This is a genomic window from Shewanella schlegeliana, assembly GCF_016765635.1.
Classification (GTDB): domain Bacteria; phylum Pseudomonadota; class Gammaproteobacteria; order Enterobacterales; family Shewanellaceae; genus Shewanella; species Shewanella schlegeliana.
In genome coordinates, this window is sequence record NZ_JAESVD010000004.1 from 207,049 (window position 1) to 221,508 (window position 14,460).

The following is a 14,460-nucleotide window of genomic DNA, read 5'->3' on the forward strand; positions in this document are numbered from 1 at the left end:
CCCAGCCAGTATATACCATTCTTTATGGTCTATCCCAGCTGGGTTATTTCAGATTAAGTAAGTTACTTCTGTGAAGCAATCCAATCGTTCACTTTTAGCTCCATCACTTCCATTGGCAGCGAACCTGAGGTTAGCACCTGATCGTGATATGCCTTTAAGTCAAACTTATCGCCTAGCTCTTTTTCAGCATGTGCACGCAGTGACAAAATCTTTAACTGGCCAACTTTATAGCTCAATGCTTGGCCTGGGATCGCCATATAACGCTCAACTTCAGCGATGATATCGGACTCCGCCATCGGCGAGTTATCTTTCATATACTGAATCGCCTGCTCACGTGTCCAGCCTTTAGCGTGAAGACCTGTATCGACGACCAAGCGCATGGCACGTAGCATCTCATCTGATAGCTTACCGAAGTACTGATATGGGTCTTCAAATAAACCCATTTCAATCCCTAGGTACTCAGCATATAACGCCCAGCCCTCTTCAAAAGCCGTGTAACCGCCAAAGCGCTGAAACTCAGGTACTCCGGTGAGTTCCTGTTTAATTGCGATCTGAAAATGATGCCCTGGTGCAGCTTCATGCAGTGACAGGGTCGTCATGCCCCACTTTGGCTGTGCCTTTAAGTTATAAGTGTTGATATAAAAGACCCCCGGACGAGAACCGTCGACTGCTGGAGCATCATAAGATGCGCCAGCTGCAGATTGCTCCCTAAAGCTTTCTACAGGCTTCACCACGTAATCGGCTTTTGGCATCACATTGAAGTACTTTGGCAACTCAAGATTAATCTTGTCTTTAAGTACCATGTAACCATCGATTAACCCTTGACGGTCACTGAAGAAATACTGAGGTTCTGAGGAAAGTGATGCAAAAAATGCCGTTAAATCTCCGTCGAAGCCAACTTGAACTCGCACTTTATCCATTTCAGATAAGATCCGCGCCACTTCATCTAGGCCCACTTTGTGGATCTCATCAACAGGCATAGTCGTTGTGGTATGAGTGTTAGCAAGGTGCTGGTACCACACTTTACCGTTAGGTAACCCCCACCAACCGTCGGTTGCACGTGACGACTTAATATAGGTATTTTGAAAATAATCACGTAATGAGGTCAGCTCAGGTATTAACTGCTCACCAATTAACTTACTGTATTCTTGAGTGATAGCTTGTTTATCTTCATCAGAGAACGACTCAGGCATCAAGGTGATAGGTGTATAGAACAAGCTATCACTGACGTTATCAACAAGCTGAGCACTCAGCTGAGGAATAATACGCTCAACAAGCACACGCGGCAGCACAACCTTACTGTCGATACCTTCGTTCATGCGCACCTGCGCAGCCTTCATCCACTCAATAAAGCCCTGTAGACGGTTTTGCCAGTTTTTGTAATCTTCAACTGTTTTAAAAGGCTGAGCGCTCTCACCACTACCAAGCTGAACCATACTGATCACTGTGCTATAAAATTGATTCATAGGCATGAAGTGATTAGGGAAGGTTTCGTCGGCCAATGCAACGTTACGATCATAGGTGAACATGTCGTAGCTTAGCTTTAGCTCACTGGATAACTGTTCACGATCTATTTTTTTTACTTCTTTTAAATAACGCGTATTCAACTCATGTCGCTGTGTTAAATATTCATTAGATAGGCCATCGCCAAATTGATCGTTATAATCATTCACACCAACAAACGTTGCGTAGATTGGCTCTAACTTCAATATATCTTTAAAGTAATTATCCACTAACTGCAAATAAGCTTGCTGTGCAGTCTGACTCTCAACGACTTGCTCTGTTGCTTGTTGCTCTGTTTTCGCCGATTGTTGGATTTGCTTACTCTCAGTTTCACCACAAGCAGTTAACCCTAAGATTGCGCCAATAGACAACGCCAGTACCGCCTTCCTCATTTTATTATTCCTTTTATTTATTGTTAGTGCTCTATCTTTTCTATACTTAAAACTAGAGACAAATACCCAAACAACTTCAAGATGCAGGATTCAGCATCTTGAGGTAGCTTGGGTATATAAGGAGCCTTTAATGATTTATTCATTCAGTAACTCTGGCTTTAGGGATCCAGAAACAGGGGTATATAACCAAACCTATTTTATGGAAGTATTTAATCGCGAATGGCATCGGCATATCCGTGACCATCAGAGTCTGGCCTTATTGTATCTATGCCCACACATTCATGAAACTATTTCTCAACCACAATTGTTAGAATTATTCATGAAGCAAGTACAACAAGCGTTACTTCGCTCAACGGATCTACTTGCAAGGCTCGATAACAAGGCTTTTGCACTCGGTATTTTTGAAGTAGATGACACTGGTGCTCATGTCGTTATCGATAGATTAGAGCAGACTATCGGAGATTTTAACCACAACCTTCAAAAGCAGCATCACGGCGAAATAGAGTATGAACTCGGTGGTTGTGTTTGTCGGCCAAGCAGAGACCTATATCTAGATACACTGTTTGAAACAGTAGAGCGACATACCGAGCAAATGCGCTTACCTAAAGCCACTGGGCACAGGCTTATTCATCTTTAATAACCAAACCACTTCGTAATGGCGACAGTTATATGCAAAGTCACAGCGACAAAAAAGCCCCTTAAAAGGGGCTTTTTTCTGGCTCATTAAATTAAAGGGTTACGTTATGAACGCGTGCCTTTTCTTTGATGTAAGCAAGATAGCTCTTAGCTGAACGTGCTGTCTTTTTATCATTAGCCGCAAGCTTGGCATACTTATATGCTGACTTGTACTGCTTTTGATTTAGATAAGCAAGAGCGAGTTCAAACTGCGCTTCACCCGGACTCTTAACACCTGCATCTAACGCTTTCTTCAGTGCTGTAATCGCAGCTTTATGCTGACCATCTAGCGACAAAATACGGCCTTGTCTTAGGTATAGTTTGCCAGAGTTATTGATTGCCGCAGCTTTACCATACGTTTTAGCAGCACTTTTCAGCTCCTTAGCGTTATGATAAAAACCAGCAAGCGTCGTTAAACTCTTTTCATCTTCCTTAATTAGCCCTGACTTCATATGCTTAGTATAGATTTGCGCCGCACGGTATGGCGAACCGTTCTGTGCGAGTAGCTGGGTCAAACGAGTAATGTTACCCGCTGTCTCCAAAAATCCATTCATGTAAGCTAAGTCATATGTCGCTAGTGACTTTGTATAATCCTCTGTCATCAGATAGAACTGAGCTAGCTGAACCCAAAGGCGCTTGTCGTCTGGGAATATTGGCACCATAACTTCGAGCACTTCAACAGCTTGCTTGTACTTCTTCTGGTTGAAGTAAGCTGTTAACTTCATCTGATATAAACCTTTATCAGGTTTTTCAGACAATGTTATGCCTTTATTTGCAACTTCAAGTACCTTGTCCCACTCTTTCTGCTCAGAATACGCAATACCTATACGCTTATAGACTTGCGGATCTTCTTTACAGGTAAACTCCATCCACTGGTAATACATTGGGATAGACTCTTTAAACTTCTTTTCTCCAATCAGGAGATCAGCATAGAGTCGTAGAGTTTGAGCGTGGTCAACGCCGCCTAAGATATCAGCATTAACTGCAGACTTAAGGTACTTAACCGCTGTACCCATTTGGCCTTTTTCCGCATAGAAGTTACCTAACATACGGTCAATATAAGCTTTATCGAAATCATTCTTTGGATTCGCTTCTAGAAGAATTGCAATCGCTTCATCGACATTACCTTCGGTATATGCCTCAAAAGATTTTTGCACTTTCTTAGACGCGCTTTGGCCAACAGCTTTCGATTTACGCTTTTCAATCGGACACTTTTCAGCGGCAGCGGCTGCAGGAACAACCGCTACGCTTCCACCTAAACAAAGTAATAGAGCGGCAGCAATTGAATTGATTTTAGTCATAATTATCTGCCTCCTTTATCTAGTGTGAAGTCAAGTTGGACAGTCATACCCGGTTGTTTAAGGGCTTTACCGTCAACAATCTTTGGCTTGTACTTCCACTTTTTAAGTGCACGACGTGCTTCTTTATCAAATAGGCGCTTAGGCTCTGCTTTGATGACTTTAACGTCTTCGACACCACCCAACTCGTTAATCGTAAAGCTAAGTTGTACCCAACCTTCTTTACCATCACGGGCCGCTTTAATTGGATACTGAGGCTCGATTCGAACGATAGGTGTAGCATCACCATCTCGCGTCATCATGTTACCCAGTTTAAATCCAGTGTTTGCACCACCGGCTTCAACTCCACCCATGTTAAATGACATATTGGTATCAATGTCAGATGAACTATCTGGTGGCGTAGTATCCGGCTTTGGCGGCTGCTCTGGGGGTGTAGGCGGTTTAGGCTTAACCCTTGGCTTTTTCTGCGCTGATGCGTCATCTCTGTTCATGGTAATTTCAATGACAGGAGTCTCTGTCGAGGTATCGTGGCGGGTTGGACCGCCACCCACCAAGAAAGCCATGAAGACAAACAAAGCAAAAGTCACAGCAGCACCAATTATCAGTGATACTATTCCTCTCAGCATATTATTCGTTCCCCGCCGATACAGATATCTTATCGATACCTGCAGCTTTAACGTTATCAAGGACCTTAACCACTAAACCGTGTCTAGCTTCTTGGTCTGCTTGAATCAATACTGCAGCCTCTGGTGCTTCTGCAAGCATACGCTCAACGTTTGCAGTTACACGTTCGATATCAACTTGACGGTTTTCCATCATGATGATACCTGTCTTGCTCACACCAATAAAGATGTTAGCAGAAGGCTTCTTAGTCGCTTGTGATGCTTCAGGCTTGTTATAGTCAAGACCTGATGGCTTTACAAACGATGTTGTTACAATAAAGAAGATAAGCATGATGAACACGATGTCGAGCATCGGTGTCATATCAATCTCAGCTTCTTCTTCTACGCTTGAATGCTTTCTACGTGCCATGTTCAATCTCTCTCTAGTGGTGCGGCATGCTGTCTTTTAGCTTCGCTAAACTGATTTTCATTTTTGCATCAAGACGCGTACTAAAGAATACGCCAGATAATGCTGCTACCATTCCCGCCATTGTCGGCATGGTCGCCATTGAAATACCAGCTGCCATCATACGAGCATTACTCGTCCCATGAACTGCCATCACATCGAATACTGAAATCATACCTGTTACGGTACCTAGTAGACCAATCATTGGACAGATTGCTACTAAAGTTTTGATAATCAGCATACGTGCAGTTAAATCTTGTTTCGCTTGGGATACCCAAGCTTCACGGATGCGGTGTGCATACCAAGAGGTTGAATCCTCTCGTGCTTCCCATGCCGTAATGATTGCTTTGTGCTGTTTTGGTGATACCCAATTTAGATACCAGTAACGCTCAAGCATCAATACCCACATAACAAACAATACACCAGCCACTAACCAGAGGACGTCGCCTCCGGAGGCCATGAAGCCCCTGACGGAATCCCAGATATCCATCAGGAATAACATTAGTCTTTCCTCTTCTCAGCGTGCGCTGCCACAATGCCAGCACTTTGCTCTTCAAGTACTTGTACAATAGACTTGCTACGTGCAACAACCACTGCATGCATAAGCATTAGAGGTAGTGCAGCAACTAGACCTTGAACCGTAGTCATAAGTGCCATAGAGATACCACCAGCCATTAGCTTAGGATCACCGGTACCGAACAACTGAATGCTTTGGAAGGTTGCAATCATACCCGTTACTGTACCGAGTAGACCCATCATAGGTGCGATAGCCGCAAGAACCTTGATGATAGAGATACGCGCTTCAAGTGCTGGCGTTTCTTTCAGAATTGCTTCGTCAAGTTTTAGCTCTAGCGTTTCAACATCAACATCTTTGTTATCTTGGTACGCTTTAAGTACACGACCTAATGCGTTATTACCTGGATTATCGATGTTCTTACGCTGGGCCTTAACCTTAGCACCAACAACACCTAGAGTGATTAGACGCTCGATTGAGATAAGAGCACCAAGAGCTAGTAGAGCCATAATGATGTAACCGATAGTACCACCAGCTTCAATACGCTCTTCAATCGTTGCTTTACCAGTAAAGATGTTAAGTAGCGTGCCTCGAATCGGATCGATATAAAGCTTAGATGAACCTGATGTAGCAGCTTCAAACGCAGCGATAGGCTTAGTCTGGTAGCCGTCAGGTTGCTGTGATAGCTCCTGAACTAGACCAAGGTCAGCGTTATAAACAACATATTTACCATCGGCTAAAAGGTTAAATGCACCTACACGAGTAATAGTTGTGTTATTTACACTACCGTCGATACCAGTAACAGAACCTTCAAACTTAACAACCTTTCCAGATTCAGCCATTTCAAACAGCTGCTCTTCCCAGAAACGCTCTAGTTCATCAATCTTTGGAAGCTGTTTACGCGCACCAAGGTCTGCGATAAATACATCACGACCTGGGTATTGTGCAGAGATGTTAGAACCCGCTAGCTTACCAGCGAAGTCACCCGCATCACCTTTAACAACACCAAACATTTCACCCAAGTCACCTTGAGCTGTTTTTAAGTCTTCTTCTAACTGACCGATTTTACGCTCGTTATCCAAAAACGCTTGGTTTAGATCTTTACCGCGTTGACGTTCAGCCGCTAAAGCATTCTTCTCACGCTTTAGTAATGCAGCTTTGTCGCCACGCTCATTTTTAAACTCTTGCTCACGCTTTACGTTTGTCTTAGATGCATTGGCACGCTCGACTTTTACTTGGTCAAGTAGTTGATCGATTGTTTTAGGTGCGTCTGCAGCATGAGCAATACCGGCCGTTAATGACAGGCTCGCAGCAACGATTGCTGTAGTGATAAACTTCTTCATTATTGTGCAGCCTCCGCAGCAGGAATTGGTAACGAGAATAGATCCGGTGCACCCTGTTTACGTGCAATTCGAATACCTTTAGTTAGTTCGCGTAGGTAGCTATCTTCTAACTTATCCCAGCCTTTAGTTTCGTCGTTATACATCCAAGCTGACTTACCGTCTAAGCTTTGAGCATATAGCGCAACGCGGCCTAGGTTGAAGAAGTCAACTAGCACTTCTTTACCATCTAGGTTTAGCTGCCCCGTTTTAACGGCAACGAAACCACCGTATTCACGTTCAATTGAGTATGCATCTAGGATCAGACGATACTTCTCTGCAAGAGTTACCTCTGCACTGTTAAGCAGATTCTTAAGGTTTTCAACACGCTCTACACGAGTTTCTGTGTTAAATGGAAGGTCAAGAGCAACAAACTGCTCTAATGCATCAACCATCTTGAACATCAATGGCACTACGCCTTGACGTAATGCATCAACACCGTTGATGTCATCTTGAATAGATTTCATAGTAGCTTCTTGGTCTGCAACCAGACCTGCTACGTAGTCGTTATAAGATTTTAGTGATTCACGTTCGTCAGCAACTGACCCATACTCGAACAACATGTCCTGAGCTTGGTCAAAATACTTATCAACTTTCTTTTGAGATGTTGCGGCTTCCGCGTGAATTTTAGCGTCAGCTTTCTGAACATCAGAAAGAGGATCGGCAATCACTAAGTTGCTGCCTGCTAAGGCTAGTGCGCCAATGAGCGCTGTAGCGATTTTTGTTTTATTGCTTACCTTGGACATAGTTCCCAACCAATTTGAAGTGATTAAAAAAGCTTTAACTTATCGACAACAGGGTGCGTACGCTTATTTTGCTCTAGTTCCCTATTGCCTAAGCCTGTCTTTCTATTGTGATTGTTAATTATTATCTTCCCTTTCCTACATCTTCGAGGATGTAGACCCGCTGGCATCATTTCACAAAATGTTGACCTGTGTCAACATTTGGAAACACCAAAAACTATCAGAAAACGAGCTTTAAGGATGGAAAACAAGCAGAAGGGACTTTTTCAAGGAAAGAGTGTAAACAGAATTGAATACAAGAACTTGATACACACAACAAAAAACAACTAACCACCTGTAAATAAAGTAGAAACACACAAGAAAGGTAAGAACGCAAAATTAACAAACAATTAACACAATCTGGTATAACCAGTAAATAATTTACTTAAATTGAACGATTAATTCGTCCTATTGCTAACCTCTAGCTGATAAAAACATTGGACTGGTAGTCATTTTAGTAGCTGTTGTACTCAGTGGCAGGTTTTGAGTTAATCATAACAACATATATAGTTGCCGTATAAAATTCAATCACCCGCCCTATTAGCAAGAGGTAACTTAATAACATAATCGACATAGATAAACCCAGAAAAGGGAACACACTCCGAAAAAGATATTTAAGACTAAAAACGCTAATAAATGTTTGCAGTTTTAATAGGTTTAACTATGTTATTTGCTTAGAAACTCTAGCTAATACAAGGAAAGCAACTACGTAAAAATAGATGATAAGTACAGTCAGCGGGCTATCGCTAAACGCAGGCCCGATATAAGGAGGTTGCTCGTCAGAGATGTTCGTCACATTCAAGACTTGAGGTTAAGTTGATTTAATAGGTATCAGAAAGACCTTTCTAAGTATACCCGCAGCGTATCAGCTGCATAGCTTGTATCATTATTGAGCAGTCCGTTTATCTCTCCCATTTCATACCTTTTCAGTCATGTGCCTTAGGTTAACAGACTTCTCATTAGTACTTTGTCTTTATTCGAATCGAAGAAAATAGATTTCGTCATACTTTAAAAATAATTATTTTCCAAGCTAAGATAGCATTTCCTTCAGGTTCCCTAACTACTGATACCTCCTCTACACAGCCAAAATGAGAAGTATTATTAATAATCTCAGCAATAACTTGTTGTGATACTGCAGCTTTAACGAGTTCCTTTAGGCGTAATTTTAACGTTAAAATCTCTTTTTCAGCAAAATCTAAATAACGTACCTTCTTCTTATAACTCCAAAAAATTCCTGTTTTAAAAAGCATGCTGATATAGACCATTAGCTCACTATCTTTTAGCGCTTCCTCATCAAGTTTTACTAACTCACCAATCAACCTGTTTAGCTCAATTCGATTAGCTTCGCTCTGTACATCTTGTTTAAGCTTATTTAAGTCACTTTCACAGCTGATCTCTCCCATTTGCTCTATCATTATCCGCAAAATCACAAACAACTCATCAGTCAAACAATTAGATATGAGGTTCAAGATCCGCCTATTCTTCTCAATAATCATTGAGTGATCGTGGTGAACAATTAATTGTAAACGCCCTCCTTGACGCAATACCCTCAATGCTTCTGGTAAGGCTGCAGTTAATGACGCATATTCGATTCCATACTGAGAAGTAATTAAATCAAAACTATTACTTTCAAATGGCATGTTACAACAGTCGATATTTGATTTTAGGTTTATTTCTATTCCTACTGAATCATCACTAACAGAAGGTTGATGAACCTGCGCCAGATCTACTCCAATGATGAGACCTTTACGTTGGGCATTACACTCCATTTCTCGAATCATAAGTGGTAATGCACCATTACCAGTGGCGATATCTAATACCCTAAAATTATCAGGTAAACTCTCTACAGGATCTAACCAAACTTGTTGAAGTACACCAGTATAGTTTCTCTCATAACTATCACCAAAAGAGGTTAAATGCCCCTGTTGCCAATATTGATTCCAATGCATATTCATGATTTCACCTACAGAAACTTATTTAAATAGAATTACAATAGTAAAAAGGGCCCCATAAGGGCCCTTTTGATGACTTAAATTAAGCTACATTAAAATATCTATTTAGAACTTAAGAGTATAGCTTGCACGATACTCACGTCCATAGTTGTTATATAGGCTTGGATCTTCATACTTGCCATCAGAGCTTAGTACTGGATCTTCATCAGTTAAGTTATTCACACCTAGATTAATTCTGCCATAGCTACCAATGTCATAACTATACGAGATGTTATGGATTAACCATGAATCAAGTTTACCTTCATCCTTAGTTTCATAAGTAGAACTAATATAGTTTGCATTCCAGCTAAAGCTGTTATCACCAATTGAGTAAATAGCAGTAAGATTTGCACGGTAGTCTGGTTGACCAGCCCAGCCAGCTGTATCTACTGAATCTCCACCTGCTGCATCTTCTTGAACATACTTAGTAATAAAACTATTGTGCCAGTTAATGTTGAAGTCACCAATCTCAGTTTCAAAAGCACTACTTAAAGAAACATCGATACCTTCAATTTCAAGCTTATCACCATTAGCATAACCAGTACCAACCTTAAGCGCCTTACCTAAGCCACCTGAAGGAGTACTTGGTGCACGTTCAACATAGAAAGTACTTGTTGGAGTGAGTGAACCATCGTAAATTCCTTCCATAACTCCTGTATTAGAACGCTGACTAATAACATTGTCGATATTTAGGTTGAAGTAATCAACTTTAATACCAAGCTCGTCAATAACATCCCAAACTACACCTACGTTAGTGTACTTAGAGGTCTCAGGGCCAAGATTGTCATTTGCTGAAATATATGTATCAATTTGACCTGATGAACAGTCTTCACGAGAGATCCCATTAGTCTCACAGAAAGGGTAATCTGTTCCAGTTTCAGCACTAAATGTAGTTGCAGCATATAGCTGATCAAGTGCTGGTGCACGGAACGCCTCTGAATATGATGCACGGAAAACTATATTTTCAAGAGCTTGCCAACGAACAGATGCTTTAGGTGCTGTGTTACCACCGAAGTCACTATAATCATCGTAACGAATGGCTAAGTTCACTTCAACGCTATCAACGACTGGTAATGCGACTTCATAGAAAGCAGCCCAAACTTGACGGTCTCCACCTGCAGAGTTACCCGCACTACCACCAATCAATCCAGCTTCAGACTGTGCATCATATACTTCGCTATAGTCTTGCTCGAAATACTCCATACCAAAGTAGTGACCCGCTTCACCACCAGGTAATTCGAATGCATCAAAGTTAATACCAGCGTTGTACTGATTGAAAACTGCAGATCCCTGAGTAAGGGTTGTAGCTTTCATGTTTTCAATACCTTCTTCTGAACCTAGATCGATATCATTTGCTTGGTTATAAGCTAGTCCTGAGTAACTAAGGTAATATTCACCAACTGACTTATTGTCAGCTTGATTATAGTGATAATAAAATTCCCAACTAGCATCATCCCACGCACTTATAGTACCGCGTAAACCAGTCAAGTAATCTTGGTTATAATCCGTTACATTACCGTCACGAGTACCAATTCCAACCCAACGGAAGTAACCTTTAGTCTCTTCATCATATGGATTATTTGGGTTGTCAGCAGACATGTTATTCCAAGCTGCAGCTGGCGGTGCATAACGACCGAAAGATTTGTTCTGTGTAAACATTACACGGCCAAACCATTCTACATCTTCAGCGACTTCATAATTTGCATCAACATAAACAGTGTTACGATCAATTGAAGCCTTGTTATATGAAACATTACCGTATGCATACATACAATATTCTGATCCTGGAGACCAATCCACATCAGCTTTAACTTTACGGAAAGTATCTGAACCATACTCTGCAATTAAATCATCACATAATGGAGATGCAGAAGCTGTAGAGAAATCAGGAGCAGCTACTGTCGCACCATAAATTGACCAGCCGTCAGTATCTACGTACGCTTGAGCTGTATCATAGTCACCATTAATTTTTGCTGCAGTGTAATCACGGTCTGCATCCGAGATCCCCTTACGGTCTTGGTGATCCCATGCAAAAGTAATATTACCTTTATCCATTTCATAACCAGCAAGAACTGAAAACTCTTTACTTGTTAATCCACTATCACGCTCACGTGTGCCACCACCAACTGTAAATTCAAGACCTTGAAAGTCCTTCTTCATAATGATGTTTACAACACCAGCAATCGCATCAGAACCATAAGTTGAAGATGCACCATCTGTTAAAATTTCAATTCTTTCAACAGCAGCCATCGGGATAGCGTTAAGGTTAGCTGATGAGCCACCAAGTGTAGGTGAACCAGGAAATCGCTTGCCATCAATCAATACTAAAGTACGGCTAGAACCAGCACCACGTAGGTCGATAGTAGCTTGAGACTGTGCCGAACTACCCGAACGCTCAGAGAATGAACCAAATGAGTTAAGGTTACTGTTTCTAAGAGCATCAGCTACAGTAAAGTTACCTTCAACCTTCATGTCTTCAGCTGTAATCGTTGTTACAGGCGAAGCACCTTCCAAATCACCACGTTTAATACGTGAGCCTGTTACTTCAATGCGTTCTACGCTATCAGCCGACTCTTCTTCTACTGCGAATGCCGCTGGTGCGGTAAACGCTGCTGTCATTGCACCGCTAACTAGCGCTAAGCGCACTGAGTTAGATAGAAAGTTATTCTTATACATTGTAAATCTCCCTGGACTCTCTTTTATTTTTTTTTAGTTACGCAAGCAACTTTTTTAATAATAAGTTACAGCTCTCGCGAAACGCACACAAATAAAAACACAATCGAAACATTTTTACAACACTTGAAACGATTTATAGACGCAGGTTTTGTATTTAGAAAAAGGTATAGTAAGTAACGCTTATTTAGACATAAGAAAGGTAAGGGTTTTATTCTGTAACGTGAGCGTATCTGGATATGGGGGATAAGTTACGGTAACAGCGCTTTAACCGCCTTGAATTAACGACGATAACATTTTGTAAACATAGCTAATTTTCAATATCAACATTGAAAATAAAGATTATTAGAATAGAGTAGTGTTCAAAAAAAACACAGTCCAGTCCAAGAAAATAACTCGAATAATATCTACTTCGGATGAATATCAGCCCAAAAGATCTTGTTTTTTTAACAGGCTAAAGATTGCGCTACCGATACATTTAATAAAGCTTGTAAAGCATTAATTACATTTACAATACGCACCAACCGTTCAAAAATTAAACACTCCTAGCTTTTTTAATTGCTGTAATCTCGAGTTAACGCATCCGCCAACTCCTGCTACACAATCCAACAAGGGAAGCTTTCTACCTATCGATTTCAAGTCTATTAATAATAAAAATCACAAGATAGAAGCGCGTAATGACGGTTTAATTCAGCTTACAACCTTAAGACTGACTATTGCTTAAAAGAGATTCGCTATTGGCTTCAACTTCAATTCCCCCCAGAAAACCTGTGTATTAGACCGAGCCTATAATCTATAAATATCCAGCACAAAAAAAGCGCCTTAATAAAGGCGCTTTTTATCACTATTAATTAATCAAATTAAAGTGTGTAACGGATACCGATTGCGATACCGTCGTCTTCAGAAACTGCCATTGCAGCTTCCTGAGCTTTATCAGTGCTATTAAAGTCGCTGTAGTCTTTACGACCTTCTAGATAAAGTACTGTGTTTGCATCCCAAACATAATGAACGCCCGCTACAACAAATTGACGCTTAAACACATCACCGTTGTACGCAGCTTCATATTCGCTACCCGCATCTAAGATGTTGTAAGAAACAAATGTACGGATACCGTTTTCGAACTTGTAAGATGCTAGAGACTCGAGGCCCTTAGCTTCTGGCATCATACGACCTAGGTTATCAGTATCATGGAATTCTTGCTTATTCACGTTGAATGCAGCGTAAACACCTTCTGCATCCCAGTTACCCCAAGTTGCACCAACACCATAGATAGAATCAGTTTCTGTTAGACGCTTACCAGCAGAAGTGGTCGCTTCAAACTCGCCTAGGTTGAAACCAGCAGTCAAAGTTAGCATGTCAGTTACATTATATGTAGCCGCACCACCGTATGTGTAGTTGTACTCAACAGTTGTCACTGAGTTCTTAACATTTACACCGGCAGATTTAACAGACATGAAATCAGCTGTTGGGAAAATTGGGTTAGAAGCACTTGGCACTTCATCCACTTCGAACTTATCTTGCTTTAGCTGAGCCTGAAGTGCGAAGCTAAAATCACCGAACGCATTACGGTATTGAACAGTTTTGTCGCCGCGACCTGTACCGTTTATCGCACCGTCAGCCTTGTTATATGTGTAAGTACCAGAAGCATTACCATCCCATACGAAACCGTAGTTAGTGTTGTAAACTACGTCGTACCATGCGCCCCATTGCTTACCGATAGTGATAGAACCGTAAGTATCGTGGCCAAGACCAACGTAACCTAGACGGTTGTTAAGGAAATCACCACTTTGAGATTCGAAAGTACTGTTGCTGTTGTAAACAATTTTACTGTCGCCGAATGGGTTTACGCCCCACTCCAACTTGGTATAGGCTTTCCAGCCGTCGCTCATCTGACGGGTAAAACCGAAATTAATACGTGAAGCGCCGTTAACGACTTCCGTAGCACCCTGTGTATTGATGATGCGAGCATCGACAAAACCACCGATTTCTACTGCATTTTTGTCATCTTTATAGATTTCAATCGCTGATGCTGTTGGCACAAATATTACTGCGGCCAAAGCCGATGCAACTAGAGTCTTTTTCATTTATTTGCCTAACCTTTATATTGTTCAGTCTGCTTCATTCAAATTGTCATCCGTTCCGTTGTTTTCTTTCTTTCCTGATAGAATTCGAGATTAGCAAAAGA

The 14,460-nt window shown here is 41.3% G+C and carries 11 protein-coding genes; 1 reads left to right on the forward strand and 10 read right to left on the reverse strand.

The annotated features are described in order from the left end of the window. Positions 1-62 precede the first annotated feature (62 nt). The gene (locus tag JMA39_RS08650; protein WP_202721484.1) at positions 63-1,895 is read right to left on the reverse strand and encodes a DUF885 domain-containing protein; all 1,833 of its coding nucleotides are present in this window, start codon (positions 1,893-1,895) and stop codon (positions 63-65) included. A 130-nt stretch (positions 1,896-2,025) separates the two neighbouring features. On the opposite strand from JMA39_RS08650, the gene JMA39_RS08655 reads away from it, so the two are divergent. Beyond that, positions 2,026-2,532, forward strand: coding sequence for a diguanylate cyclase domain-containing protein (locus JMA39_RS08655; protein WP_202721485.1), 507 nt, complete (start codon positions 2,026-2,028; stop codon positions 2,530-2,532). Positions 2,533-2,623: 91 nt separating this feature from the next. Here JMA39_RS08655 and JMA39_RS08660 read toward each other — a convergent pair whose 3' ends face one another. The 9 genes from JMA39_RS08660 to JMA39_RS08700 form a co-directional block, all read right to left on the reverse strand. Beyond that, positions 2,624-3,871: a tetratricopeptide repeat protein gene (locus tag JMA39_RS08660; protein WP_202721486.1), complete on the reverse strand. Its 1,248-nt coding sequence runs from the start codon at positions 3,869-3,871 to the stop codon at positions 2,624-2,626. Positions 3,872-3,873: 2 nt separating this feature from the next. Continuing rightward, on the reverse strand, positions 3,874-4,494 hold the full coding sequence (locus JMA39_RS08665) for an energy transducer TonB (protein WP_202721487.1): 621 nt from the start codon (positions 4,492-4,494) through the stop codon (positions 3,874-3,876). A 1-nt stretch (position 4,495) separates the two neighbouring features. Then, positions 4,496-4,900 (reverse strand): ExbD/TolR family protein, encoded by a 405-nt coding sequence (locus tag JMA39_RS08670; protein WP_108947027.1) that lies wholly within the window; start codon positions 4,898-4,900, stop codon positions 4,496-4,498. Between the two features lie 13 nt (positions 4,901-4,913). Then, the gene (locus JMA39_RS08675) at positions 4,914-5,438 is read right to left on the reverse strand and encodes a MotA/TolQ/ExbB proton channel family protein (protein ID WP_202721488.1); all 525 of its coding nucleotides are present in this window, start codon (positions 5,436-5,438) and stop codon (positions 4,914-4,916) included. Next, positions 5,438-6,793, reverse strand: a complete 1,356-nt coding sequence (locus tag JMA39_RS08680) for a MotA/TolQ/ExbB proton channel family protein (protein WP_202721489.1) — start codon at positions 6,791-6,793, stop codon at positions 5,438-5,440. Before JMA39_RS08680 ends, JMA39_RS08675 begins: the two co-directional genes overlap by 1 nt. Then, positions 6,793-7,575, reverse strand: a complete 783-nt coding sequence (locus JMA39_RS08685; protein WP_202721490.1) for a DUF3450 domain-containing protein — start codon at positions 7,573-7,575, stop codon at positions 6,793-6,795. The genes JMA39_RS08680 and JMA39_RS08685 overlap by 1 nt, the downstream gene beginning before the upstream one ends. A 1,037-nt stretch (positions 7,576-8,612) precedes the next feature. Further along, positions 8,613-9,566, reverse strand: coding sequence for a class I SAM-dependent methyltransferase (locus tag JMA39_RS08690; RefSeq protein ID WP_202721491.1), 954 nt, complete (start codon positions 9,564-9,566; stop codon positions 8,613-8,615). 102 nt (positions 9,567-9,668) lie between these two features. Beyond that, positions 9,669-12,278, reverse strand: coding sequence for a TonB-dependent receptor (locus JMA39_RS08695; protein ID WP_202721492.1), 2,610 nt, complete (start codon positions 12,276-12,278; stop codon positions 9,669-9,671). Positions 12,279-13,135: 857 nt separating this feature from the next. Further along, positions 13,136-14,359 (reverse strand): porin, encoded by a 1,224-nt coding sequence (locus tag JMA39_RS08700; RefSeq protein WP_202721493.1) that lies wholly within the window; start codon positions 14,357-14,359, stop codon positions 13,136-13,138. Positions 14,360-14,460 lie beyond the last annotated feature (101 nt).